Genomic DNA, 24,884 nt, shown 5'->3' with positions numbered 1-24,884 from the left:
GGTCTATATTCAACGACCGCCCCGCAGCATTCGCGTTATCAAATGCCACTGAATTTTCGCCCCCGCATCCTCGACATCGTGCACGGCTACAGCCGCCAGCGCCTGGTGGCGGACATGGGCGCCGGCGCCACCGTCGGCGTGGTGGCCCTGCCCCTGGCCATGGCGTTTGCCATTGCCAGCGGCCTGCCGCCCCAGGCCGGGCTGTGGACAGCCATCATAGGCGGTCTGCTGGTGGCGCTGCTGGGCGGCTCCAACGTGCAGATCGCCGGGCCGGCCGGTGCCTTCATCGTCATTGTCTACGGCATCGTGCAGCAGCATGGCGTGGCCGGGCTGTGGATCAGTACCAGCCTGGCCGGCGTGCTACTGATGTTGATGGGTTTTCTGCGCCTGGGCGCGCTGGTGCGCTTTGTGCCGGTGAGCATCATCATCGGCTTCACCAACGGCATTGCGGTGCTGATCGCGCTGTCGCAGCTCAAAGACGCGCTGGGCCTGCCGATTGCCAAGATGCCGGGCGACTTTTTCGGCCAGATGCAGGCCATCGCCGGGCATCTGGCGCAGTGGAACCCCTACGCGCTGGCGCTGGCGCTGGCCTGCATGCTGCTGCTGTGGATCTGGCCGCGCCTGATGCACCACCAGTCGCCGCTGCTGCGCCTGGATGGCATCACGGTGCGCACCTTTGCGCGCCTGCCGGCGCCGGTCATCGCCCTGGTGCTGCTGACTGCCGTGGCGCATGTCACCGGCATGCCGGTCGAGACCATAGGCACGCGTTTTGGCGGCATTCCGCAAGAGCTGCCCGGCTTTGCCCTGCCCGACCTGTCTTGGCAGACGCTGCGCGAGCTGTTCATGCCCACGCTGACCATTGCCGCGCTGGGCGCCATCGAGTCGCTGCTGTGCGCGCGCGTGGCAGATCAGCTGGCCACCCACCCGGCACACCGCAAGCATGACCCCAACCAGGAGCTGATCGCCCAGGGCGCGGCCAACTTCCTCGTACCGTTTTTCGCCGGCATGCCGGTCACGGGCACGATTGCGCGCACCGTGACCAATCTCCGCTCGGGCGCGACTTCGCCCATCTCGGGCATGGTGCATGCGCTGTTCCTGGCGCTGATCGTGCTGCTGGCCGCGCCGCTGGCCCTGCATGTGCCGCTGGCGGTGCTGGCCGGCATCTTGCTGTTCGTGGCCTGGAACATGGGCGAGTGGCACGAGTTCGTGCGCCTGCGCCAGTTCAGCAACCATTACCGCCTGTTGCTGCTGGGCACCTTCGTGCTGACCGTGGTGCTGGATCTGATGGTGGCGGTGGAGGTCGGCCTGGCGCTGTCGTGCCTGCTGTTCGTGCGGCGCATGGCGACGCTGTTTCGCGCCACACCCCTGGCCCAGGACGGCCCCGCGCAACTGGCCTGGACCCTGCATGGCGTGCTGTTCTTTGGCGCCACGGCCAGGCTCGATGAGCTGGAGGACGCCATCAACCAGGCGCCACAGGGGGTGCAGGTGCTGCTCCACCTGTCGGATCTGCTGAGCCTGGACACCACCGGCGTGGACGCGCTGGAGCAGCTGCTCAAGGCCGCCGAGCAGCGCGGCGGGCGCCTGCGCATCCGCGGCGCCCAGCCCCAGGTGCAGTCGCTGCTGGAGCGATCCGGCCTGGCGGCCAAGCTGGGGGAAGCGACACCCCCCTGAGGCCCTGCGGGGCGACCCTTGCGCGGTGGCCCTGGCCTGGGACGCGCCAGTTTCATGGATCGCGGGCGAGGCAACGCACGCTGAAAACGAGAGCGGGTGGAACTACCCGCCGCCGTTGCTGGCCGTAAAGCGCACCGTGAACCGCGCCCCCGGCATGGCGCTGCCGGGGCGCGCGTCCTCCAGCTCGACATCGGCGCCATGCTGGCGCGCGATCTCACGCACGATGGGCAGGCCCAGGCCGGAGCCGTCGGCCTCGTTGCCCAGGGCGCGGTAGAAGGGCTGGAACACCAGCTCGCGCTCGCTCTCGGGCACACCCGGGCCGCTGTCCTCGACCTGGAACAGGACCACATGGGCAAAGGTCTCGGGCAGCACACGTACCGTGACCATGCCCGGCTGGCCGCCGCCCGAGGGCGTGTAGTTGATGGCGTTGTCCACCAGGTTGCGCACCAGTTCGTTGAGCAGCGTGGGGTTGCCCTCCATGCCCACGCCGGGGGTACCAGGATCGGCGCCGTCGTAGCCCAGGTCGATGTGCTTGTCCATGGCGCGTGGCACGCTGTCCTGCACCACATCGATCACCAGGCGCGCCAGATCGATCTTCTGGCGCTGCACCACGGCGGCCCCGCCCTCGGCGCGCGCCAGGGCCAGCAGCTGGTTCACGGTGTGCGTGGCCCGGATGGAGGAGCGGCCGATCTGCTGCAGCGATTTTTTCAGCTCCTCGGTGCTGGTGCCCTCGCGCTGCGCCAGGTCGGCCTGCATACGCAGGCCGGCCAGCGGGGTTTTCAGCTGGTGCGCGGCGTCGGCCAGAAAGCGCTTTTGCGTGGCCATGGACTCCTGCAGGCGCTGCAGCAGGTCGTTCACCGAATCGACCAGCGGCGCCACCTCCATGGGCACGGCCTTGTGATCCAGCGGCGAGAGGTCGTCGCTCTTGCGCGCGCGTATGCGCTCTTCCAGCTGGCGCAGCGGCTTGATGCCGCGCACCAGGGCCAGCCACACCAGCAGCACGGCCAGCGGCAGGATGACGAACTGCGGCAGCATCACACCCTTGATGATCTCGGTGGCCAGCACGCTGCGCTTGGAGCGCGTCTCGGCCACCTGCACCAGGGCCGCGGGTGCGCCAGGCAGGGGCACGCGCACCCAGATATAGGCCACGCGGATGTCGATGCCGCGCAGCTCGGCATCGCGCAGGCGCACATCGCCCGAGAAGGAGCGCTCCTCGGGCGGCGGCGGCAGCGGCAGCTCGCGCTCGCCCGAGAGCAGCTCGCCCTTGGGCCCGAGCACCTGGTAGTAAATGATGTCGGACTCGTCGGCACGCAGGATCTCGCTGGCCGGCTGGGGCAGGTTGAACAACACGCGGCCGTTCTGCACGGTGACCAACTGGGCCAGGGCATGGGCGTTGTATTCGAGCGCGCGGTCGAAGGGCTTGTTGGCCAGACCCTGGGCCACCAGCCAGGTCAGCGCCAGGCTGACCGGCCACAAGAGCAGCAGTGGCGTCAACATCCAGTCCAGGATTTCGCCAAAGAGGGAGCGCTGCTCGCGCTGGAAGATTTTCACGATTTCTAGTGTTTTATGCCGCTAACGCTTATATATCAAGCGCAAACAGCTATCAACATAAGAGCATCAAGCGGCAATCTTTTCCAGGCAGTAGCCCAGGCCGCGCACGGTGGCGATGCGTATCGGGCCTTTTTCTATCTTCTTGCGCAGGCGGTGGATGTAGACCTCGATGGCGTTGTTGCTCACCTCCTCGCCCCACTCGCACAGGCGCTCGACCAGCTGCTCCTTGCTCACCAGGCGCCCGGCGCGCTGCAGCAGCACCTCCAGCAAACCAAGCTCGCGCGCCGACAGCTCCACCATCTTGCCGTCAATGGTGGCCACGCGCCCGGCCTGGTCGTACACCAGGGGGCCATGCTTGATGGTGGCGCTGGTGCCGCCCATGCCGCGGCGCGTGAGGGCGCGCACGCGCGCCTCCAGCTCCGACAGGGCAAAGGGCTTGGCCATGTAGTCGTCGGCGCCCAGATCCAGGCCCTTGACGCGCTCCTCGATGCTGTCGGCCGCGGTGAGGATCAGCACCGGCAGGGCCGAGCCGCGCCCGCGCAGGCGCTTCAAGACCTCCAGCCCATGCAGCCTGGGCAGGCCCAGATCCAGGATCAGCAGGTCGAACTCGTTATTGGTCAGCAGCGCGGTATCGGCCTCGCTGCCGCTGGCCACATGGTCCACGACGGCGCCCGAGCCGCGCAGCGTGCGCAGCAGGCCGTCGGCCAGCACCTGGTCGTCTTCGGCGATGAGGATGCGCATGGGTGTTCTCCTGGAAGGCCTTGGGCCGCGGCAACACCGCCGGGCCCATGGCCGATTCTAGGAGCATGCGGCGCCTCAGGCCGGCTCGGCGACGCTGATCTGCTTGACGCCCATGGCCTGGAGCGCATCGGCCACCGCCGCCACGGCGCCGGGGATGCCGGCGTCACCGAAATGGCCTATGCAGCCCACGCGGAAGGTTTCCAGCTGCGTCAGCTTGCCGGGGTAGAGGATGTAGCCGCGCTTCTTGCCCTCCTGGTAGAAGGCCTTGAACCCATAGGCCGGATCGGCCGGGGCGTGGAAGGTGACGATGATGGGCGCCTGCAGATCGTCCGGCAGATAACTGCGAAAGCCCATGGCGCGCATGCCATCGAGCAGAGCCTTGCAGTTGCGCGCGTAGCGCCCGCCGCGCGCCGCGAGGCCACCTTCCTCCTGGTATTGCGTCATGGCCTCGTCCAGCGCGGCGACGATATGCGTGGGCGGGGTGAAGCGCCATTGCGTGGTCTTTTGCATGTAGACCCACTGGTCGTACAGGTCCAGCGCCAGCGAATGGGCGTTGCCCTCGCACTTTTCCAGCACGCTCTTGCGCACGATGACGAAGCCCATGCCCGGCGGGCCTTCCAGGCATTTGCCCGAGGCGGCAATGACGGCGTCAAACGGGGTCTTGCTGGCGCCGATGTCGATCGCACCGAACGAGCTCATGGCGTCCACGATCAGGCCCTTGCCATGCCTGGCCACCACCTGCGCCACCTCGTGCAGCGGATTGAGCACGCCGGCGCCGGTCTCGCAGTGCACCAGGGCGACATGGGTGATGGACGGATCGGCGGCGAGCGCCTTGTCCACGTCGGCGGCGCTGACCTGCTGGGCCTCGCTGTAGTCGATGGTCGTCAGCTTGCGCCCGAGCACCTTGACAATGCGCGCCAGGCGCGCGCAGTAGGCCCCTTTGTTCGGCACCAGCACATCCATGCTGGGTCATGACGCTGGCGCCAGCGTCCGGGTGCGCACGCCCTGCGGCAGCGTCACGGCGAAAAAGCTGGTGCTGGCGCTGAACGCCTGGATGGCCGAGGCATTGCCACAGTTCGAGCGCAGCATCGCCATCGTCTCCAGCGACATGGTCATCACCGAGCGCTGCCCCGAGCTGCTGCGATCCATGGGCCTGATCGATGGCGTATCGGTACTAGACTCGCGCACCTTCGTGCACTACTACCGCAGCACCGAGGACGGACGCCTGATGCTGGGCAAGGGCGGCAACACCTTTGCCCGCGGCGGACGCATCGCGCCGGTGTTCGATCAGCGCTCGCCGTACGAGGGGCAACTCACGCAGGCGTTGCACGGTTTCTTCCCGTCGCTGGCCGGGGTGCCGGTCACTGCCAGCTGGAACGGACCGTCGGACCGCTCTGTCAGCGGTTTTCCCTTCTTTGGCCGCCTGAACGGCGCCGCCAACATGTTCTACGGCTTCGGCTATTCGGGCAATGGCGTGGGCCCGAGCTACATGGGCGGGCAAATCCTGTCGTCCCTGGTGCTGGACGAAGACAACGCCTGGACGCGCAGTCCGCTCACGCGCGGGCCGCTGGGGCTGTTTCCGCCCGAACCCATCCGCTACCTGGGCTCCATCGTGGTGCGCAACGCCATACGGCGCAAGGAAGCCGCGGAAGACGAGGGACGCGCGCCCTGGTGGCTGGACAGGCAGCTGAGCCGGTTTGCGAATGCGGCAGGCAAGGCGGACAAGGCCTGATCTTGCGCGACGGATCGCCCTCGCCCCTTTGGGGAGAGGGAGGGGTGAGGGGCCTGCACGGCCTGAAAACGGCAGGACTCACGACGCACGGTGATTGCTCTTGTGGTTCTTTACATTGCTGATGTCGCTGGCCGGGTCTCGCCCCGGCGGGGGACCTCCTTTCTTGCTCGTGCAAGAAAGGAGGCAAAGAACACGTCCCCAAGTCTGCGACCCCTTCGCTGCGCTACGGGGCAAACCTGTGGCGCAGCCACAGGGGGGGTGAACAGCCCGACACGGGCCATCGCTGCGCTCGGCCCGACAAATGGCGCGCCCCTCACGAGGCCGAGCGCAGCGATGGCCCGTGTCGTCCCCCCTCCCTTCTGGCCGTGCCGAGGAGCACAGCGCATGGGGTGTGCATGGGCGTCGAAGCGCCCATGCTTCTTAAACTGACTCGCCGTGGTTGTTTGAACGAAGCGCCGCAGGCGCGCAATGAGTTCCACGGCGCACCCCATGCGCGAGCACCACAGGTTGCCCCGTAGCGAAGCGGAGGGGTCACGGACAGCAGGGTCGCCTTTTCTTTGCCTACTTTCTTTTGGCGAAGCAAAAGAAAGTAGGTGCGCCGCCGGGCGCATATCCCGGCCAGCCACACTCAAAAAAACTAGCGATACACCCGCCGCACCCGCTTCACATTGCACAGCAGCTCATATGCAATCGTCCCCGCCGCCGCCGCAACGCTGTTCACACTGACCTGCCGCCCCCACAGCTCCACCGGAGCGCCCACGCCGACCTCTGGCAGATCCGTCAGATCAACGGTCAACATGTCCATGGCCACGCGGCCGATGATGCGCGTCAGGTGACCACCCACCGCCACCGGCGTGCCGGTGTGCGCGCGGCGCGGGTAGCCGTCGGCGTAGCCCATGGCCACCAGGCCGACGCGCGTGGGGCGCTCGGCAACGAAGCTGCCGCCGTAGCCCAGGGCCTCGCCAGCGCCAATCGTGCGCAGGTTGAAGACTTCGCTGGTCAGCTGCATCACCGGCTGCAACATATCGGATGGCGTGCCGCGCGGGTCGGCGCCGTAGAGCATGATGCCGGGCCGCGCCCAGTCGCGGTGCGCGCCCTGCCAGGCCAGCACGCCGGCCGAATTGGCCACGCTGCGCGGCCCGGGCAGGCCCGCCGTGGCGGCCTCGAAGGCGGCCAGCTGCCGGGCGGTGACCGGGTTGTCCGGCTCGTCGGCCGAGGCCAGGTGCGTCATCAGCGTGATGCCGGCCACCTGCTCGCAGGCCTTGAGCCGCTGCCAGCAGGCCTGGGCCTCGCCGGGCTCCAGGCCCGCGCGGTGCATGCCGGTGTCGATCTTGAGCCAGGCGTTGACGCGCGCGCCGGCGCGCAGCGATTCCAGCATGCGCAGCTGTTCCTGCTGGTGCACCACCAGCCACAGGCCATGCGCCTGGGCCAGCCGCATGTCGTCCATGCCGAAGGCGCCTTCGAGCACCAGGATGGGTTGCTGGATGCCGGCCTCGCGCAGCGCCAGCGCTTCCTCGGTGAAAGCGACGGCAAAGGCGTCGGCATCGCCCGCCAGGGCGCGCGCGCATTCCACCGCGCCATGGCCGTAGGCGTTGGCCTTGAGGACGGCGAGGGCCCGGCCGCCATGGACAGCCCTGGCGTGGGCATAGTTGGCGCGCAGCGCGGCTAGATCGAATGTCGCCAGTGCCGGGCGGCTCATGCGGCCTGGCCTGCGGCGTGGCGGTGCGTGCTCTGTGACGTGCCCAGGTAGCGATCGACCGACAGGCCTTCGGTGGAAATCTCCGTGGCCTTGCCGCTGACGATGTCGGCCAGCAGCCGGCCCGAGCCGCAGGCCATGGTCCAGCCCAGCGTGCCGTGGCCGGTGTTCAGGAACAGGTTCTTGTGCGGCGTGCGGCCGACGATGGGCGTGCTGTCGGGGGTCATGGGGCGCAGGCCGGTCCAGAATTCGGCGCGCGCCAGGTCGCCGCCGGGGAACAGCTGGCTGGTGACCATCTCCAGCGTGGCGCGGCGCTGCGGGCGCAGGTTCTTGTCAAAGCCCGAGAGCTCGGCCATGCCACCGACGCGGATGCGGTTGTCAAAGCGCGTCAGGGCGATCTTGTAGGTCTCGTCCAGCACCGTGGACACGGGCGCCAGGGCCTCGTCGCGGATCGGGATGGTCAGCGAATAGCCCTTGACCGGGTACACCGGGATGTCCAGGCCGGAGGACAGCAGCAGATCGCGCGAATAGCTGCCCATGGCCAGCACGTAGCGGTCGGCCTTGACCACCTCGCGCTGCGGGCCGGACAGCTGCACGCCATTGACGGCGCCCTGGCCGTCGAACAGCAACCAGTCCACTGCGGTGCCAAAGCGGAACTTCACGCCCAGGGCCTCGGCCATCTGCGCCAGCTGGTTGGTGAACTTGAAGCAGTCGCCGGTCTCGTCCGCGGGCAGGCGCAGGCCACCGGCGATCGTGGCGTCGGCCCGGGCCAGGGCCGGCTCGGCGCGCGCCACGCCCTGGGGGTCGAGCAGCTCATAGTCAATGCCGCACTCCTGCAGCACGGCAATGTCGCGCTGCGCCTGGTCAACCTGCTTTTGCGAGCGAAACAGCTGCAGCGTGCCTGCCTGACGGCCCTCGTACTCGATGCCGGTATCGGCGCGCAGCTGGGCGATGCACTGGCGGCTGTAGTTGGACAGGCGCAGCATGCGCTCCTTGTTCACGGCGTAGCGCTCGGTCGAGCAGTTGCGCAGCATCTGCGCCATCCAGCGCAGTTGGAACAGGCTGCCATCGGGGCGGATGGACAGAGGCGCATGCTTTTCGAACATCCACTTCAGCGCCTTCATCGGGATGCCGGGTGCGCCCCAGGGCGTGGAGTAGCCGAACGAGACCTGACCGGCATTGGCAAAGCTGGTATCGAGCGCCGGGCCATCCTGGCGGTCGATGACGGTGACTTCGGCGCCCGCACGGGCCAGGTAGTAGGCGGTGGTCACGCCGATCACGCCAGAGCCGAGTACAACAACTTTCATGATCTGTCTCCGATGTTCGATGAATGATCGTGACTATATGGATTTTCATGCTAATCTTTTGCCAAAATTCTGCTCTATGACAGCAATATTTGCTGTTTACGGCCACAAACCCTGACCCACACAGCAATGTCTGAACTCGACTCCATAGACCGGCGCATCCTCGATCTTTTGCAGCAGAACGGCCGCCTGACCATGACCGAGCTGGGCGAGCAGGTGGGCCTGTCCACCTCGCCCTGCTCGCAGCGCGTCAAGCGCCTGGAGGCCCAGGGCGTGATCACCGGCTACCACGCGCGCGTGAACCCGGCCGCGCTGGGGCGCAGCCTGCTGGTGTTCGTCGAAATCACCCTGGCGCAGAAGTCCGAACAGATCTTCAAGAAGGTGCGCGACGAGCTGCAGAACATGCCCGAGGTGCTGGAATGCCATTTGATCTCGGGCAGCTTTGACTACCTGGTGAAGGCGCGGCTGGCCGGCATGTCCGAATACCGCAGCCTGCTCGGCTCCATCCTGCAGCAGATGCCGGTGCCGGCGCAGTCCAACAGCTATGTGGTGATGGAAGAGGTCAAGGAGAGCTTTGTCGTGCCCCTGGGCCGCAGGCCCTGATATCAGCCATTCGCATAGGCCTCCAGCCCCAGGGCCACGACGGTGGCTACATCCGGCCCCACCTCTTCGCGGAACTCGGCCTCGGCCTGGGCCACGGCGGCGCGAAAACCCTGCAGCCAGGCCAGGCCCGTGGGCGTGAAGCGCACCAGCCGGGCGCGCGCGTCATGCGGATCGGCCGCGCGCGTCACCAGGCCCCAGGCCTCGCATTGATCGACCAGGCTGGCCATGGACTGCTTGGTCATGCCGGCGCGATCGGCCAGGTCCGTCAACCGGTCGCCCTGCAGCGACAAATGGCGCGTGATGTGGATATGGGCGGCGCTCACCTGCTCGCGCGCCGCCAGGTTCGACAGGGCCAGCGGCACCTGCACGTCGCGCGCCATGAGCTGCAACACGCGCGCGTCAAAGCGCCGCATGGCATGGCCCAGCAGGCGGCCCAGGTGGGTCTGGCGCCAGTCATCGTCATGGGGTGGCAGATGCATGGCGATATTGTCAGCCAAACTGACCAAAAATATCTTCCAAGTACAATCCAGCCCTCCTAAACTACTGTTCACGCATACAGACTGTTGATCGAAACAGTCTTACCCGAAAGCACTATGGCCACCAAGAGGAGCAATTTCATGGACGCACCCGTCAAGACCGCCGACAACAGCGAAAAGGCCAAGGCCCTGCAGGCCGCGCTGGCCCAGATAGAGAAGCAGTTTGGCAAGGGCACCATCATGCGCCTGGGCGAGGGCGAGCAGGCGCAGGACATCCAGGTCGTCTCCACCGGCTCGCTGGGCCTGGACATTGCCCTGGGCGTGGGCGGCCTGCCGCGCGGGCGGGTGGTCGAGATCTACGGCCCCGAATCGTCCGGCAAGACCACTCTGACCCTGCAGGTGATCGCCGAGATGCAGAAGCTGGGCGGCACCTGTGCCTTCATCGACGCCGAGCATGCCCTGGACACGCAGTACGCACAGAAGCTGGGCGTGAACTTGAACGACATCCTGATCAGCCAGCCGGACACCGGCGAGCAGGCGCTGGAGATCGTGGACAGCCTGGTGCGCTCGGGCGCCGTGGATCTGATCGTGATCGACTCGGTCGCCGCCCTCGTCCCCAAGGCCGAGATCGAAGGCGAGATGGGCGACGCCCTGCCCGGCCTGCAGGCGCGGCTGATGAGCCAGGCGCTGCGCAAGCTCACCGCCACCATCAAGAAGACCAACTGCATGGTCATCTTCATCAACCAGATCCGCATGAAGATCGGCGTGATGTTCGGCAGCCCCGAGACGACGACCGGCGGCAACGCGCTCAAGTTCTACGCCTCGGTGCGCCTGGACATACGCCGCACCGGCACCATCAAGAAGGGCGACGAGGCCATAGGCAACGAAACCCGTGTGAAGGTGGTGAAGAACAAGGTCTCGCCCCCGTTCAAGCAGGCCGAGTTCGACATCCTGTTCGGCGAGGGCATCTCGCGCGAGGGCGAGATCATCGACATGGGCGTGACGGCGCGCATCCTCGAAAAGAGCGGCGCCTGGTACGCCTACAACGGCGAGAAGATAGGCCAGGGCCGCGACAACGCGCGCGAATTTCTGCGCGAGAACCCGGAACTGGCGCGCGAGATCGAGAACAAGGTGCGCGACAGCCTGGGCATTGCCCTGCTGCCCGGCGCCGCGCCGGCCGCAGCCCCCGACGACAAGCCCGCGCGCGGCAAGAAGGGCGACAAGACCGACGCCGCCGAAGGCTGATCCACCAACACACAAACAGGCATTCAGCGCTTATATACAAAGCGCTGATAGCTATTGTTTAAATAGTAATCATGGGATTTGCCAAGCCCTCTCTGAAGGCACGCGCGCTGCGCCTGCTGGCCCAGCGCGAGCATTCGCGCAGCGAGCTGGAGGCCAAGCTCGCGCCCCATGTGCAGGAGGGCGATGATCTCGCCACCCTGCTCGACCAGCTGCAGGCCCGGGACTTCATCAACGAGGAGCGTGTGGTCGAATCCGTGCTGCACAGCCGCGCACCGCGTCTTGGGGCACAGCGCGTGCTGCAGGAGCTGCGCCGCAAGGGGCTGGACGAGGATTTGCTGCGCGCCGCGGCCGGGCGCCTGAAAGACACGGAACTGGAGCGCGCCCGTGCCGTTTGGCACCAGCGCTTCGGCAATGCGCCAGCGCCCGCCACGCGCGAGGAGCAGGCGCGCCAGATGCGCTTTCTGGCCGCACGCGGCTTCGGCGGCGATGTTGTACGGCGCGTACTGGACGCCAGAGAAGACGGTGGTTGAATCGGCTGCAGCGCTTACCTAGCAAGCGTTGATAGCTATATTTTTAGTATTTCTTACTGGGACAAGCGCTCGGGATTGGCATCCAGCCTGATGAGCGCATCGCGCGTCGCGCGCAGGGTCAGGCTTTCTTCTTCCTGGGCCAGCAGCAGCCCGGCCTGCATATAGCCAGCCAGGGGCTTGAGCTGCAACAGATAGCTGCTGCCACCAAGGGCGGCGAACAGGTGCAGCTGCTTGCGCTGGCTGTGCCACACATATTGCACCCGCGCCGAGGCTCCGTTGTGCTCTATCGTGAACCAGGCGCCCAGCGGCAGCGCCTGCGCCCAGGCCACCATGTCCTCCTGCACGGCCGCGCCGTCGTCGGCAACCACATGGATAGACGAGGCATCCATGCCCAGCAGCAGTTCGATGTTTTCCGCGCTCAACGGTATGTCGCCCAGGGTCTCGTCGTCGATGAAGTCTTCCAGGTTTTCCAGGCGCCTGGTCATGGCCTCGATCTGCTCCTGCGGGATGGAGGCCGTCTTCGACAGAAAGGCCTCGGCCAGGGTGTCGGTGAGCAGCTTGACCTGTGCATCCTGCGGCGCGCCGGTGACACCCACCAGAACCAGCCCCAGACGCAACCGCTGCAGCAGTGCCGGCAACTGCGCGATGACGCGTGCGCGGTCGGCACGGTTGGGCTTGGCGCTGGCGGCCCAGACCAGGTCGGCAGCGGCACGCTTGAAGGCGGTGGTTTCGGCATGCTGGGCGCCGTTGCGCACCGCCGACATGGCCAGCACCTCGGCCCAGGACTTGAACAGGAAATCACGAATTTCCTCGCGCACCGGCATGTCCTTGAGCATGTTGCGCAGCTCTATGGTGTATTGGATCGCCAGCGTCTCGCGCTGCTCGACCTGCTGGGCAACGCTGATGATGCGCGCCGTGCCCTGGCCTTCGGTCAGGTACTTGGCAAGGAACTTCTCGAACTCCGCCAACACCAGCTCGAACACGCGCTTGCCAGTCTCGGGGTATTGCTCGATCACCTGCACGATGCGGCGGATTTCGGCCTCCAGCGCGCCACCGTTGATGGCGCTGGCGTCAAAGCCCAGCACGCAGGAGCCCATGCGGTCGATGAGCTGGCGCGCCGGATGGGCCAGGTCGCTGAAGAACTCCGGCTCGGCCAGCGCCACGCGCAGCACCGGCACCTGCAGGCGTGCAAACCACACGCGCACCGCGGGCGGTATGCGGTCTTCGCTGAGGATGCTCTGGAACATCAGGGCCACCACCTCGATGACGGCCTTCTCGCTGGCCGTGCTGGCCTTTTTCTTGAATTCGTCCGCGCGCTCGCGCACCACATGGGCCACGCGCACCACGGCCTGGGGGCTGTAGTCCTCGACCAGCGTGGCCATGCCGCTGTAGTACAGGTCGGCCTCCACGCGCTCGTCGGCCAATGCATGCATCAGGGCCGACGAGGCCGGCTGCGCCGGGGCCGCGCCCTGGCCCGTGGCCGACGGCGCCAGCATGCGCCGCAGCTGCATCATCACCCCCTGCGCACGCTGGCGCGCATAGGCCAGGGGGGTGGAAAAACCGCCCATCCCCGGGCGTACGCCAGCCATGGGCACCGGCATGCCCTGGGGTGGCTGCATGCCGCCGGGCGTTGCCAGCATGGTGGCGGGAAACGGTGTATCCCGGCCCAGGGCCACACCGGCGCTGTCGCGGCCCAAGGCGCCCGAGCGGCTCGCCCCCACGCTCGCCACCCGCACCTGGCGCGTGCGCAGCTCCTCGGCCGTGATCACACCCTGCTGGTCATACAGCCCGAGCAACGCCTGGTACTGCGCCTGGGCCAGCTCGGACAGGGTGGTCTGCACCGGATCGAGCGCCAGCTGCAGCTCCTCGCGCTTGAGGCCGGCATCCAGCCACGACTCCACCAGCCGCAGGCACAGGGTCTCGGGGCGCAGGATGTCGCGGCTGGAAAGCTCACGTCCGTCCAGGTGCTGGGTACGCTGGCGCGCGACGTCAAAGGACGCGCCCACATGCTCGGTGACGGTCAGCGCCATGCGCGAGGCCAGCAGCCGGTTCTCGATCACGTCGTCGCCAACCAGCTCCAGTCCCCCGTCCAGGGGCATGGTGGCGGAGGGCGACTGCTGCGGCACCAGAGCCTCGCGCCAGGCGCGCACCACATCCTCCACCCAGGCCTTGCGGTGGGCCTGGTAGTTCATCCAGGCGTCGCGGCGCAGCTGCATGTCGCGCTGCGTCGCCGTCTGCGCCATCAGATCGGTCAGGAACGCATACAGCTTCTTGTCCAGATCCGGCAAGGCCGCGCACAGGCCTTCCACAAAACGCTGCCGCGCCAGCTGGGCCAGGCGGCGGTCGGCGGCAGAGGTGGGCTGGATGTCCATAGACCTTGAATCTTAGCCGTTGCCCTCGCCCTGTTGTGGCGTATCCAAGACAGTTTCAGTGCGTTGCCACAGCGCCGGCGCGAGCGCCCGCTTAGACCACCGCCCCGGAGTTGGGGTCGTTGGGATCGCCATCCTTGCGCGCCGAGGTCTTCACCAGATCCTCGCGCTTGACACCCAGCCACATGGCGATCGCCGCCGCCACGAACACCGAGGAGTAGATGCCGAACAGAATGCCTATGGTCAGCGCCAGCGCAAAGTAGTGCAGGCTGGGGCCGCCGAAGAAGAACATCGACAGCACCATGGCCTCGGTCGAGGCGTGGGTGATGATGGTGCGGCTCATGGTCGAGGTGATGGCGTGGTCTATGACCTCGTGCGTGGAGAGCTTGCGAAAGCGCCGGAAGGCCTCGCGAATCCGGTCAAAGATCACCACCGACTCGTTCACCGAATAGCCCAGCACGGCCAGCACCCCGGCCAGCACCGAGAGCGAGAACTCCCACTGGAAGAAGGCGAAGAAGCCCAGGATGATGACCACGTCGTGCAGGTTGGCGATGATGGCCGCGACGCCGAACTTCCACTCGAAACGGAACGCCAGGTAGATGACGATGCCCAGCACCACCATACCCAGCGCCATCAGGCCGCCGTGCACCAACTCCTCGCCCACCTGCGGGCCGACGAACTCCGTGCGCCGCAGCGTCACGCCCGCGTCCTCGCTCTTCAGCGCCGCCAGCACCTGCTCGCTTTGCTGGGCCGAGGTCACGCCCTTTTGCACCGGCAGGCGGATCATCACGTCGCGGGACGTCCCGAAGTTCTGCACCACCACGTCGGGGTAGCCCAGGGCCGCCACCTTGTCGCGCACCTTGCCGATGTCGGCCGTCTGCGAGTAGGCCACCTCCATGACGGTGCCGCCGGTGAATTCCACCGACAGATGCAGGCCACGCGTGACCAGAAAGAACACCGCCAGGGCGAAGGTGATGAAGGACACCGCGTTGAGCACCAACGCGTACTTCATGAACGGAATGTCTTTTTTGATGCGGAAAAACTCCATGGTCTTTCCTCCTTTTAATCAGTGCTGCCGCTGCGGCCGGCCACGGAGCGGTTGTCTTCGCCCTCGGGCTTCCAGACTTGGCCGATGGCCACGCTCTTGAGTTTCTTCTGGCGTCCATACCAGAGATTCACCAGGCCGCGCGAGAAGAACACGGCCGAGAACATGCTGGTCAGAATGCCTATGCAATGCACCACGGCAAAACCGCGCACCGGCCCAGTGCCAAAGGCCAGCAGCGCCAGACCGGCGATCAGCGTGGTCACGTTGGAGTCCAGGATGGTGGCCCAGGCGCGCTCGTAGCCCGCGGCAATCGCCGCCTGCGGCGCGATGCCGGCGCGCAGCTCCTCGCGGATGCGCTCGTTGATCAGCACGTTGGAGTCGATGGCCACGCCCAGCGCCAGCGCCATGGCGGCAATGCCGGGCAGGGTCAGCGTGGCCTGCAGCATGGACAGCACGGCGATCAGCAGCAGCACGTTCATGCCCAGCGCAATCGTGGAGAACACGCCGAACAGCATGTAGTACACGCACATGAAGGCGGCAATGGCCACCATGCCCCAGACCACGGAATGGATGCCGCGATCGATGTTGTCGGCGCCCAGGCTGGGGCCAATGGTGTATTCCTCGATGATTTCCATGGGCGCGGCGAGCGAGCCGGCGCGCAGCAGCAGGGCCGTGTCGTTGGCCTCCTGCGTCGTCATGCGGCCCGAGATCTGCACCCGGCCACCGCCGATTTCGCTGCGAATCACCGGCGCCGTGACGACCTCGCCCTTGCCCTTCTCGAACAGCACGATGGCCATGCGCTTGCCGATGTTCTCGCGCGTGATGTCCTTGAAGATGCGCGAGCCCTTGGCGTCCAGCGTCAGGTTGACGGTGGGCTCCTGGGTCTGGCCGTCAAAGCCGGGCTGGGCGTCGGTCAGGTTTTCGCCGGTGAGGATGACCTGCTTCTTCACGATCACGGCCTGGCCGTTGCGATCCAGGTATTTCTCGTCGCCAAAGGGCACGGGACCGCTGCCGATCTCGGCGGCGCGCGCCTCGGTGCCCTCGTCCACCATGCGCACCTCCAGGGTGGCGGTACGGCCCAGGATGTCCTTGGCTTTGGCCGTGTCCTGCACGCCGGGCAGCTGCACCACGATGCGATCCAGCCCCTGCTGCTGGATCACCGGCTCGGCCACGCCCAGCTCGTTGATACGGTTGTGCAGCGTGACCATGTTCTGCTTGAGCGCCTGCTCCTGCACCTTGCGCAGGGCCTCGGGCTTGATGGTGGCGCGCAGCTGGAAGCCCTCGCCATCCGGGCTGCTGGTGGTCAGCAGGTCGGGGAACTGGTCTGCGATCAGGTTGCGCGCCGCCGTCAGCGTGGCCTCGTCGCGCACGCGGATGTCTATGGCCTGGCCGTCACGGCTGATGCCGCCGTGGCGGATGCTCTTCTCGCGCAGCGTGGTGCGCAGGTCGCCGGCATAAGACTCGGCCTTCTTGGTGAGCGCTGCCTGCATGTCCACCTGCAGCATGAAGTGCACGCCGCCGCGAAGGTCCAGGCCCAGGTACATGGGGCGGGCATTGATGGCGGTGAGCCAGTCGGGCGAGCGCGACACCAGGTTCAGCGCCACGATGTAGGGCGGGTCGGACGGGTCGCTGACCAGGGCCTTCTGGATCGCATCCTTGGCCTTGAGCTGGTTGTCCGGCGTGTCAAAGCGCGCGCGCACCGAGTTGCCGTCGAACGTCACCGAGTCCGGGCTCACGCCGGCCGCCTGCAGCGCCTCTTCGACGCGCCGCTGCAGCGCGGCATCGACCTTGATGGTGGCCTTGGCCGATGACACCTGCACCGCAGGCGCCTCGCCAAAGAAATTGGGCAGGGTGTACAAGGCCCCTATCAGCAGCACGATCACCAGGATCGCGTACTTCCAGACCGGATAACGGTTCATGATCGCGCTCTTCAAATACCTACGGGGCAGCGGGCACGCCACGCGCCCTGCCACCCCAACAAAAGGCCCGCGGGCCTACAACCGGTTTACTTGACGGTGCCCTTGGGCAGCACCTGGGTCACGGCGCTGCGCTGCACCTGCACCTGCACGCCGCTGGCGATCTCCAGCTGCACATAGCCTTCGGAGAGGTTCGCGACCTTGCCCAGCAGGCCGCCGGCCGTGACCACCTCATCGCCCTTGGCCAACGCGTCGATCATGGCGCGGTGCTCCTTCTGGCGCTTCATCTGGGGCCGGATCATGATGAAGTACAGCACCACGAACATCAGCACCAGCGGCAACATGCCGGTGAGCGAGCCCATCAGGCCCCCTTCGGCGGCTGCGGCGGGTGCGGTTTGGGCAAAGGCGGAAGAAATAAACACGGGAGAAACTCCACTCAAACAAGGGATGGATGGTCTGACGGGCCCCGCAGGGCCTGCCATGAGGGCAACAGGCGATTGTATTCGGCGCGCCTTACACCCTTGAATGCCGCGCCCCGGCGTGGACAGATTTCGAGCAAAAATGGGCTATGGGCCTTATCCATCAAGCGTCAACAGCTATGAAAATATTCAGGCCATCCGGCGTTCAGCCCCTTGCGGGTCGCGCCAGCGCTGCATGAGCTCGGCCCATTTTCCGCGCGCCGCCTGCAGGTGGCGCTGCTTCACATGGCCGTAGCCGCGTATGTCCTCGGGAATGCTCGCGACCTGCACGGCCAGGGCCAGGCGCTCGGGCGAGAGGCCGGCCAGCAGCTCGTCCACGCAGGCGCGGTACTCCTGGATCAGGGCACGCTCGGTGCGCCGCTCCTCGGTCCTGCCAAAGGGATCGAGCGCCGTGCCGCGCAGGCCCTTGCATTGCGCCAACAGGCCCATCGCCCGGCGCATCCAGGGCCCGTAGCTCTTCTTGACCGGCTCGCCGTGGTCGCTCTTGCCGGCCAGGCTGGGCGGCGCCAGGTGGTGCACGATGCGATAGTCGCCCTCGAACAGGCCCTCCACGCGCCGGGTGAAGGCTGCGTCGGTGTGCAGGCGCGCCACCTCGTACTCGTCCTTGTAGGCCATGAGCTTGAACAGGTAACGCGCCACGGCCTCGGCCAGCCGCTGGCCCTGGCCCAGCTTTGCCTCTGCCGCGCGCACCTTCTCGACAAAGGCGCTGTATTCGGCGGCGTAGGCCGCGTTCTGGTAGCCGGTGAGGAACTCGACCCGCCTGGCCAGCAGCTCGGCCAGACCCGGCTTCTTCACCCATTGCACCACCTGCGCCGCCTGGAACAGGGCCCGCACGGCGGCCGGGTCATGGGCACAGCGCCGGCCCCATTCAAAGGCCACCTGGTTGTTGGCCACCTGCACGCCATTGAGCTCCATGGCGCGCATCAGCGCGGCATGCGACAGCGGCACGCGGCCCTTTTGCCAGGCGTAGCCCAGCATCAGCGGGTTGGTGTAGATACTGTCGCCCAGCAGCTCAGTGGCGACCCGCTCGGCGTCGAGCACGCCCAGCATATCCGGGCCCACGGCGGCGGCAATCGCTGCCTCGCAGCCCTCGGCGGGGAACTGCCAGTTGGGGTTGTGCACGAAGGCCGCGGCCGGCGTGCCATGGGTGTTCAGCGCGACGAAGGTGCGGTCCGGCCGCATGGCGGCCAGGGTGGCCTTGTTGGCGGCGACTATGGGGTCGCAGCCGATGATGAGGTCGGCCTTGGCCGTGTCCACCTTGGTGGTGTAGATGGCCTCGGGGCGGTTGGCAATCTGCACATGGCTCCAGGTGGCGCCACCCTTTTGCGCCAGGCCGGCCGCGTCCTGCGTGACCACGCCCTTGCCCTCCAGGTGCGCGGCCATGCCCAGCAGCGAGCCTATGGTGATCACCCCCGTGCCGCCCACGCCGGCGACGATGATGCCCCAGGCCTCTTCAGCCACCGGCAACACCGGATCGGGGATGGGGGGCAGGGCGGCCAGGTCGCCCTTCTTTTCCTTCCTGGGCTTTTTCAGCTGGCCGCCCTCGATGGTGACGAAGCTGGGGCAAAAGCCCTTGACGCAGGAATAGTCCTTGTTGCAGGTGCTCTGGTTGATGCGGCGCTTGCGGCCGAATTCGGTTTCGACCGGCTCCACCGACAGGCAGTTGGACGCCACCCCGCAGTCGCCACAGCCCTCGCAGACCAGCTCGTTGATGATGACCGTCTTGGTCGGCGCTGCAAGCGTGCCGCGCTTCCTGCGCCGGCGCTTTTCGGTGGCGCAGGTCTGGTCGTAGATCAGCGCCGTGCAGCCGGCGATGTCGCGCAGCTCGCGCTGGATGCGGTCGAGCTCATCGCGGTGGAATACCTCGACACCCGGCGGCAGGTCGTTGAGCAGCTCCTGGTGCTTGGCGCGCGCGGGGTTGGCGGCCAGGCTGTGCGTGCGGCCGTGGTACTTCTCGGGCTCGTCGGTCACCACCACCAGGCGCGCCACGCCCTCGGCGCGCAGGCTGTGGGCGATCTGCGCGACCGAATGGCCCTCGGGCCGCTCGCCCACCTGCTGGCCGCCGGTCATGGCCACGGCGTCGTTGTAGAGGATCTTGTAGGTAATGTTGGCGCCAGACGCTATTGCTTGGCGGATCGCCAGCAGGCCGCTGTGGAAGTAGGTGCCGTCGCCCAGATTGGCGAAGACATGGGGGGTCTTGGAAAACGGCGCCTGGCCCACCCAGGTCACGCCCTCGCCGCCCATCTGCGTGAAGGTACTGGTGTGGCGGTCGGGCATCCAGTTGACCATGTAGTGGCAGCCAATGCCGGCCACGGCACGGCTGCCCTCGGGCACGCGGGTGCTGGTGTTGTGCGGGCAGCCGCTGCAGAACCAGGGCATGCGCTCGCCGGTGTCCAGCTTCTGCTCGGCCATGCCGCGCTCACGCGCCTCTATCACCGACAGGCGCTCGTCCATGCGCGCCGCGATGTCCGCGGGGACGCCCAGCTTCTTCAGCCGCTTGGCGATGGCGCGCGCGATGATGGCCGGCGTCAGGTCGGCCTGGGGGCGCAGCAGCCAGTTCTGGCTGGGGTTGGGCATGCCCCACTCGCCGCCCGAATGGTCGCCCTCGACCTCGTCGAACTTGCCCAGCACGTCCGGGCGCACGTCGGCGCGCCAGTTGTAGAGCTGCTCCTTGATCTGGTATTCGATGACCTGGCGCTTTTCCTCGACCACCAGGATCTCCTGCAGCCCCTCGGCAAAGTCGCGCGTGATGCCGGCCTCCAGCGGCCAGACCACGTTCACCTTGTGCACGCGGATGCCCAGCTGGCGGCAATGGCCGTCATCGAGCCCCAGGTCGATCAGAGCCTGGCGCATGTCGTTGTAGGCCTTGCCGCTGGCGATGAGTCCAAAGCGATCCCGGGGCGTGGCGACCACGTTGTAGTTGAGCTTGTTGGCGCGCACATAGGCCAGGGCCGCATACCACTTGTAGTCCATCAGGCGCGCCTCCTGCTCCAGGGGCGCGTCGGGCCAGCGTATGTGCAGGCCGCCCGGCGGCATCACAAAGTCCTCGGGCAGGATGATGTTCACACGATCCGGATCGACCGAGATGCTGCTCGACGACTCGACCACCTCCTGCACCGTTTTCAGGCCCGACCACAGGCCCGAGAAGCGGCTCATGGCAAAGGCATGCAGACCCATGTCCAGGATGTCCTGCACGCTGCTCGGAAAGAACACCGGCAGGCCGCAGGCCTTGAAGATATGGTCGCTCTGGTGCGCGGCGGTGCTGCTCTTGCTGATGTGGTCGTCGCCGGCCACGGCGATCACGCCGCCATGTTTGGCGGTGCCGGCCATGTTGGCATGCTTGAACACGTCCGAGCAGCGATCCACGCCCGGCCCCTTGCCATACCAGATGCCAAACACGCCGTCGTACTTTTTGCTCTCGGGGTAGATGTCGAGCTGCTGCGTGCCCCACACGGCCGTGGCGCCCAGCTCCTCGTTCACGCCGGGCTGGAACACGACATGGCTCTCTGCCAGATGCTTGCGCGCGCCGAGCAGGGCCTGGTCGTAGCCGCCCAACGGCGAGCCACGGTAGCCGCTGATGAAGCCCGCCGTGTTCAGGCCCGCGGCCTGGTCGCGCTGGCGCTGCAGCATGGGCAGGCGCACCAGGGCCTGCACGCCGCTCATGAAGGCGCGGCCCTGACCCAGGGCATATTTGTCATCCAGGGTGACGGACTCGAGCGCGCGGCGCACATGGTCGGGCAGGGGGGCATTCATGGGGTGTCTCCGGGCTGTTCTTCGGGCTTGCGCCCCGGGTTGCGGGGGCACGGCAAACGAACCGGCGCCGCTCAGGCCCAGTCCATGGCGCGCAGTGTATGCGCTGATTACTGATATGTGTTTGCTTTGTTTGCCGCGTTTTCCCCAATGCAAGAAAGAATCTTTCTTTAAATAATCGAAAAATGGAAACACTGGACAAATACGACCTGGCCATACTGGGCGCCTTGCAGCGTGACGCGCGTCTGACCAATGCCGAGCTGGCGCAGCGAGTAGGCCTGTCGGCCGCGCCCTGCTGGCGCCGTGTGCGGGCGCTGGAGGAATCCGGCTTCATCCGCGGCTACCGCGCCGAGATCGACCGCCACAAGATCGGCCTGGGCGTGCTGGCCTTCGTGCGCCTGGACGCCGAGCGCAGCACGGGCGACCTGACGCGCACCATGGAGCAGGCCATAGCGCAGATTCCCGAGGTGGTGTCCTGCCACTACATCAGCGGCACCGGCACCTTCGAGCTGCAGGTGGTGGCGCGCGACCTGGACAGCTTTTCGCAGTTCGCGCGCACCGTGCTGCTGAACCTGCCCAACGTGAAGGACATGCACACCAGCTTCTCGCTGGGCGAGGTCAAGGCCGGCGGCGCGCTGCCGCTGGCGCATCTGGAGCAGGCCCGGGCCTGAGGTTTCATAATGGCGGGCCCATGCCGCCACAGCCACCGCACACCCACGGGCCCCAGAGCCCCGACAGCACAGACCCCGGCGCCGACACCCCCGCCAACGCCTCGGACATCGCCGACTCCGCCGAGGCCGCAGCCACTGCCGAGCTGCAGCGCAGCGCCGCCGCGCGCACGCCGCAGTCACCCCTGGCGCCGCTGTCCGTGCCCGTGTTCCGCATGCTCTGGCTGACCTGGCTGGTGGCCAATACCTGCATGTGGATGAACGACGTGGCGGCCGCCTGGCTCATGACCACGCTGACCAGCTCGCCGGTGCTGGTGGCGCTGGTGCAGACGGCCTCCACCCTGCCGGTGTTCCTGCTCGGCCTGCCCAGCGGTGCGCTGGCCGACATACTGGACCGACGCAAGTACTTCATGGTCACGCAGTTCTGGGTGGCGGCCGTGGCCGTGGTGCTGTGCGGGGTGATCCTGGCCGGCGGGGTCAGCCCGCACCTGCTGCTGGCGCTCACCTTTGCCAACGGCATAGGCCTGGCCATGCGCTGGCCGGTGTTCTCGGCCATCGTGCCCGAGCTAGTGGAGCGCCCGCACCTGCCCGCGGCGCTGGCGCTCAACGGCGTGGCGATGAACGCCTCGCGCATCATCGGGCCCCTGCTGGCCGGCGCCATCATTGCCAGCTTCGGCAGCGCCTGGGTCTTTGTGCTGAACGCCGTGCTGTCGCTGCTGGCGGGCTTCACCATCATGCGCTGGCGGCGCCAGGCCACGCCCAACCCGCTCGGGCGCGAGCGCCTGGCCAGCGCCATGCGCGTGGGCCTGCAGTTCGTACGCGAGTCGCCACCGATGCGCGCCGTGCTGTGGCGCATTTCGGTGTTCTTCCTGCACGCCACGGCCCTGCTGGCGCTGCTGCCGCTGGTGGCACGCGGCCTGCAGGGCGGCGGCGCCGGCACCTTCACGCTGCTGCTGGCGGCCATGGGCGCGGGTGCCATAGGCGCGGCCATGCTGCTGCCACGCCTGCGCCAGATGATGGCCGCCGACCAGCTGGTCACGCGCGGCACGCTGGTGCAGTCGCTGGCCTCGGCCATCGTGGCCCTGGCACCCAACGTGTATCTGGCCGTGCCGGCCATGGTGGTCGCCGGTGCGGCCTGGATCACCGTGGCCAACGCCCTGGTGGTGGCGGCACAGTTCGCCCTGCCCAACTGGGTGCGCGCGCGCGGCATGGCCATCTTCCAGATGGCCATCATGGGCGCCACCGCAGCCGGCGCGGCGCTGTGGGGCCAGGTGGCCGCCATGAGCAGCGTGCCCGTGAGCCTGGCGCTGGCTGCGGCCATAGGCGTGACGGTAATGACCCTGGTGCAGCGCCTGGTGAGCGACCGCCATGGCGAGGAAGACCTGAGCCCCTCGCGCGCCTTCAACCTGCCGCAGGCCGAGACCCCGCCAGAGGCCGGGCTGCGCCTGGTGACCAGCATCGAATACCTCATCGAGCCCGCGCGCGCGGCCGAGTTTCGCGCCGTGATGCAGGAGAGCCGGCGCGCGCGCCTGCGCCAGGGTGCCCTCAGCTGGGAGCTGCAGCACGACATCGCCGACCCGCGCCGCTACGTCGAGCGCGTGGTGGACGAGTCCTGGACCGAGCACCTGCGCCGCTTCGACCGCGTCACCGCCTCCGACGTGGCACTGCGCGACCGCAAGAACGCCTTCCATATCGGCGAGACACCGCCGGTAATTTCGCGCTATGTGGTGGAAGGCGATTGATAAGCTATACAATTAATAGCTATTGACGCTTTATCAATAAGCGCTACAGTCTATTTTTGCCAATATCCACCGCAAGCTGCGCGCTCAAATACGGGCGCCTCAGGGGGTGGCGCCCTGCCTCGGCCACAACGCCCACAGGCGCAGGTTCTGCTTCAGCCGCCCGGCCATGTCGCCCGCCTCCGGGCCCCAGCCGGTGAAGTAGTCGGCGCGCACCGCGCCCAGGATGGCGCTGCCCGTGTCCTGCGCCAGCACCAGGCGCGACAGCTGGGCCGTGGGCCCGCTGGAGGCCAGCCACACCGGCGTGCCGTAGGGGATGCTCTGGCGATCGACGGCGATCGAACGCCCCGGCGTCAGCGGCACGCCCTGCGCGCCCTTGGGGCCGAAGGCGGCGTCCAGCCCGTCCAATGGCTCCTCGCGAAAGAACACGTAGCGCGGGTTGCTCCACAGCATCTCGCTGACGCGCTGCGGGTTCTGCCGCACCCAGGCCGTGATGCCGGGCCAGGTGGCATCACGCACCAAACCCTGGTCCAGCAGCCAGCGGCCCACGCTCTTGTACGGCTGGTCATTCGTGCCGGCATAGGCCAGGCGCACCAGGCGCTGGCTGCCGTCGGCCTCCTGCACGCGCAGCCGGCCCGAGCCCTGGATGTGCAGCACCAGGGCCTCGACCGGGTCGCGCACCCATGCAATGGCGCGGCCGGCCAAGGCCGCCTGGGCCTGGGGCAGGGTCTCGATCTGCTGGCGCGTGTACCAGGGCTTGCGCTGGCCCAGATCCGCCGGCGGGGCATACAGCGGTACGCCAAAGCCGTTGCCCGGCTGGCGCACGGCGTCCAGGTAGGGCTCGAAGTAGCCGGTCAGCAAGCCATCGGCGCTGCCCTCCAGCGTTTCTATGCGGTAGGGCTGCAGGCGCTGCATGATCCAGCCGCGCTGCTCCTCGGGCGCGGCGATGCTCAGGCGGCGCACGTCGCCACACAGCGGCGCGAAGGCCGGGGCCGGGCGCTCGCAGCTGCGCAGCCAGGCGTTCCAGGCCTCGTGCAGGGCGTCGGCGTCAAAGCCGGGCAGCTCGCTCCAGGCCACGGGCACCCAGCGGCTCTTGGACTGGGTCAGCGTGCCCGGCACGGCCGCCGATCCCGCGGGCACGGGCCGTGCCGCCGGCGCGGTGGGCGCGGACGAGTCCAGGGGTACCGGCGTGGAGCAGGCGGCCAGCATTCCTACAATCAGCACCATCCAAAACAGGCGCGGGAGACAAACATTCATGGGGCTGATTTTGCTTGAGGCGCTGGTGGCGCTGCTAATCTTTGTGGCCATTCTGTGGTGGACCATGTTTTCGGGCCGCAAGCGCGGCGAACTGCCGCCGGACGAGGAGGAT

17 protein-coding genes and 2 pseudogenes are annotated in these 24,884 nt (G+C 67.3%); 7 read left to right on the top strand and 12 right to left on the bottom strand.

Features of this window, described 5'->3' with window-relative positions; all coding sequences use genetic code 11:
* The first annotated feature begins 42 nt into the window (after positions 1-42).
* The gene (locus P4826_RS13945) at positions 43-1,671 is read left to right on the top strand and encodes a SulP family inorganic anion transporter (RefSeq protein ID WP_317700985.1); all 1,629 of its coding nucleotides are present in this window, start codon (positions 43-45) and stop codon (positions 1,669-1,671) included.
* Positions 1,672-1,773: 102 nt separating this feature from the next.
* Here the strand turns inward: P4826_RS13945 and P4826_RS13940 are convergent, their stop codons facing one another.
* The 3 genes and pseudogenes from P4826_RS13940 to P4826_RS13930 form a co-directional block, all read right to left on the bottom strand.
* Positions 1,774-3,222 (bottom strand): sensor histidine kinase, encoded by a 1,449-nt coding sequence (locus P4826_RS13940; RefSeq protein ID WP_317700984.1) that lies wholly within the window; start codon positions 3,220-3,222, stop codon positions 1,774-1,776.
* Between the two features lie 66 nt (positions 3,223-3,288).
* Positions 3,289-3,963, bottom strand: a complete 675-nt coding sequence (locus tag P4826_RS13935; RefSeq protein WP_317700983.1) for a response regulator — start codon at positions 3,961-3,963, stop codon at positions 3,289-3,291.
* 75 nt (positions 3,964-4,038) lie between these two features.
* Positions 4,039-4,920, bottom strand: a pseudogene (locus P4826_RS13930) (2-aminoethylphosphonate--pyruvate transaminase); the annotation flags it as partial.
* Positions 4,921-4,951: 31 nt separating this feature from the next.
* Here P4826_RS13930 and P4826_RS13925 point away from each other — a divergent pair.
* Positions 4,952-5,695 (top strand): annotated as a pseudogene (locus tag P4826_RS13925) (FAD-dependent oxidoreductase); the annotation flags it as partial.
* Positions 5,696-6,332: 637 nt separating this feature from the next.
* Here P4826_RS13925 and alr read toward each other — a convergent pair.
* Together alr and P4826_RS13915 are read right to left on the bottom strand one after the other, a co-directional pair.
* The gene (gene alr / locus P4826_RS13920; protein WP_317700982.1) at positions 6,333-7,394 is read right to left on the bottom strand and encodes an alanine racemase; all 1,062 of its coding nucleotides are present in this window, start codon (positions 7,392-7,394) and stop codon (positions 6,333-6,335) included.
* Positions 7,391-8,698, bottom strand: a complete 1,308-nt coding sequence (locus P4826_RS13915) for a D-amino acid dehydrogenase (RefSeq protein ID WP_317700981.1) — start codon at positions 8,696-8,698, stop codon at positions 7,391-7,393. The genes alr and P4826_RS13915 overlap by 4 nt, the downstream gene beginning before the upstream one ends.
* Before the next feature lie 126 nt (positions 8,699-8,824).
* On the opposite strand from P4826_RS13915, the gene P4826_RS13910 reads away from it, so the two are divergent.
* Positions 8,825-9,298: a winged helix-turn-helix transcriptional regulator gene (locus P4826_RS13910; RefSeq protein WP_317700980.1), complete on the top strand. Its 474-nt coding sequence runs from the start codon at positions 8,825-8,827 to the stop codon at positions 9,296-9,298.
* A gap of 2 nt (positions 9,299-9,300) precedes the next feature.
* Here P4826_RS13910 and P4826_RS13905 read toward each other — a convergent pair whose 3' ends face one another.
* Positions 9,301-9,777: a MarR family winged helix-turn-helix transcriptional regulator gene (locus tag P4826_RS13905; protein ID WP_317700979.1), complete on the bottom strand. Its 477-nt coding sequence runs from the start codon at positions 9,775-9,777 to the stop codon at positions 9,301-9,303.
* A 138-nt stretch (positions 9,778-9,915) separates the two neighbouring features.
* Between P4826_RS13905 and recA the strand changes: the two genes are divergently transcribed.
* Positions 9,916-11,019: a recombinase RecA gene (recA, locus tag P4826_RS13900; protein ID WP_317700978.1), complete on the top strand. Its 1,104-nt coding sequence runs from the start codon at positions 9,916-9,918 to the stop codon at positions 11,017-11,019.
* A 71-nt stretch (positions 11,020-11,090) separates the two neighbouring features.
* Positions 11,091-11,549 carry a recombination regulator RecX gene (gene recX / locus P4826_RS13895; protein ID WP_317700977.1) on the top strand — a complete coding sequence of 153 codons (459 nt, stop codon included), beginning with the start codon at positions 11,091-11,093 and terminating at the stop codon, positions 11,547-11,549.
* 53 nt (positions 11,550-11,602) lie between these two features.
* On the opposite strand, the gene P4826_RS13890 is transcribed toward recX, so the two are convergent.
* The 5 genes from P4826_RS13890 to P4826_RS13870 all read right to left on the bottom strand — a co-directional run bounded on the left by P4826_RS13890 (position 11,603) and on the right by P4826_RS13870 (position 21,111).
* Positions 11,603-13,921 carry a DUF1631 family protein gene (locus tag P4826_RS13890; protein WP_317700976.1) on the bottom strand — a complete coding sequence of 773 codons (2,319 nt, stop codon included), beginning with the start codon at positions 13,919-13,921 and terminating at the stop codon, positions 11,603-11,605.
* A 91-nt stretch (positions 13,922-14,012) separates the two neighbouring features.
* The gene (secF, locus tag P4826_RS13885; protein ID WP_317700975.1) at positions 14,013-14,966 is read right to left on the bottom strand and encodes a protein translocase subunit SecF; all 954 of its coding nucleotides are present in this window, start codon (positions 14,964-14,966) and stop codon (positions 14,013-14,015) included.
* Between the two features lie 14 nt (positions 14,967-14,980).
* Positions 14,981-16,882 (bottom strand): protein translocase subunit SecD, encoded by a 1,902-nt coding sequence (gene secD / locus P4826_RS13880; protein WP_317700974.1) that lies wholly within the window; start codon positions 16,880-16,882, stop codon positions 14,981-14,983.
* Between the two features lie 86 nt (positions 16,883-16,968).
* The gene (gene yajC, locus P4826_RS13875; protein ID WP_317700973.1) at positions 16,969-17,301 is read right to left on the bottom strand and encodes a preprotein translocase subunit YajC; all 333 of its coding nucleotides are present in this window, start codon (positions 17,299-17,301) and stop codon (positions 16,969-16,971) included.
* Positions 17,302-17,487: 186 nt separating this feature from the next.
* Positions 17,488-21,111 (bottom strand): indolepyruvate ferredoxin oxidoreductase family protein, encoded by a 3,624-nt coding sequence (locus tag P4826_RS13870; protein WP_317700972.1) that lies wholly within the window; start codon positions 21,109-21,111, stop codon positions 17,488-17,490.
* 182 nt (positions 21,112-21,293) lie between these two features.
* Here P4826_RS13870 and P4826_RS13865 point away from each other — a divergent pair, with 182 nt between their 5' ends.
* Entirely contained in the window at positions 21,294-21,779 is a 486-nt protein-coding gene (locus tag P4826_RS13865) for an Lrp/AsnC family transcriptional regulator (protein ID WP_317700971.1), read from the top strand.
* Between the two features lie 20 nt (positions 21,780-21,799).
* Positions 21,800-23,518, top strand: coding sequence for an MFS transporter (locus P4826_RS13860; protein ID WP_317700970.1), 1,719 nt, complete (start codon positions 21,800-21,802; stop codon positions 23,516-23,518).
* Between the two features lie 99 nt (positions 23,519-23,617).
* On the opposite strand, the gene mltA is transcribed toward P4826_RS13860, so the two are convergent.
* Positions 23,618-24,772 (bottom strand): murein transglycosylase A, encoded by a 1,155-nt coding sequence (gene mltA / locus P4826_RS13855; RefSeq protein WP_425605174.1) that lies wholly within the window; start codon positions 24,770-24,772, stop codon positions 23,618-23,620.
* Positions 24,773-24,884: the final 112 nt, after the last annotated feature.

Origin of the sequence: Diaphorobacter limosus (assembly GCF_033100095.1) — a bacterium.
Classification (GTDB): domain Bacteria; phylum Pseudomonadota; class Gammaproteobacteria; order Burkholderiales; family Burkholderiaceae_C; genus Alicycliphilus; species Alicycliphilus limosus.
The sequence above is the reverse complement of the archived record's forward strand: the minus strand, read 5'-3'. Positions and strand labels throughout refer to the sequence as shown.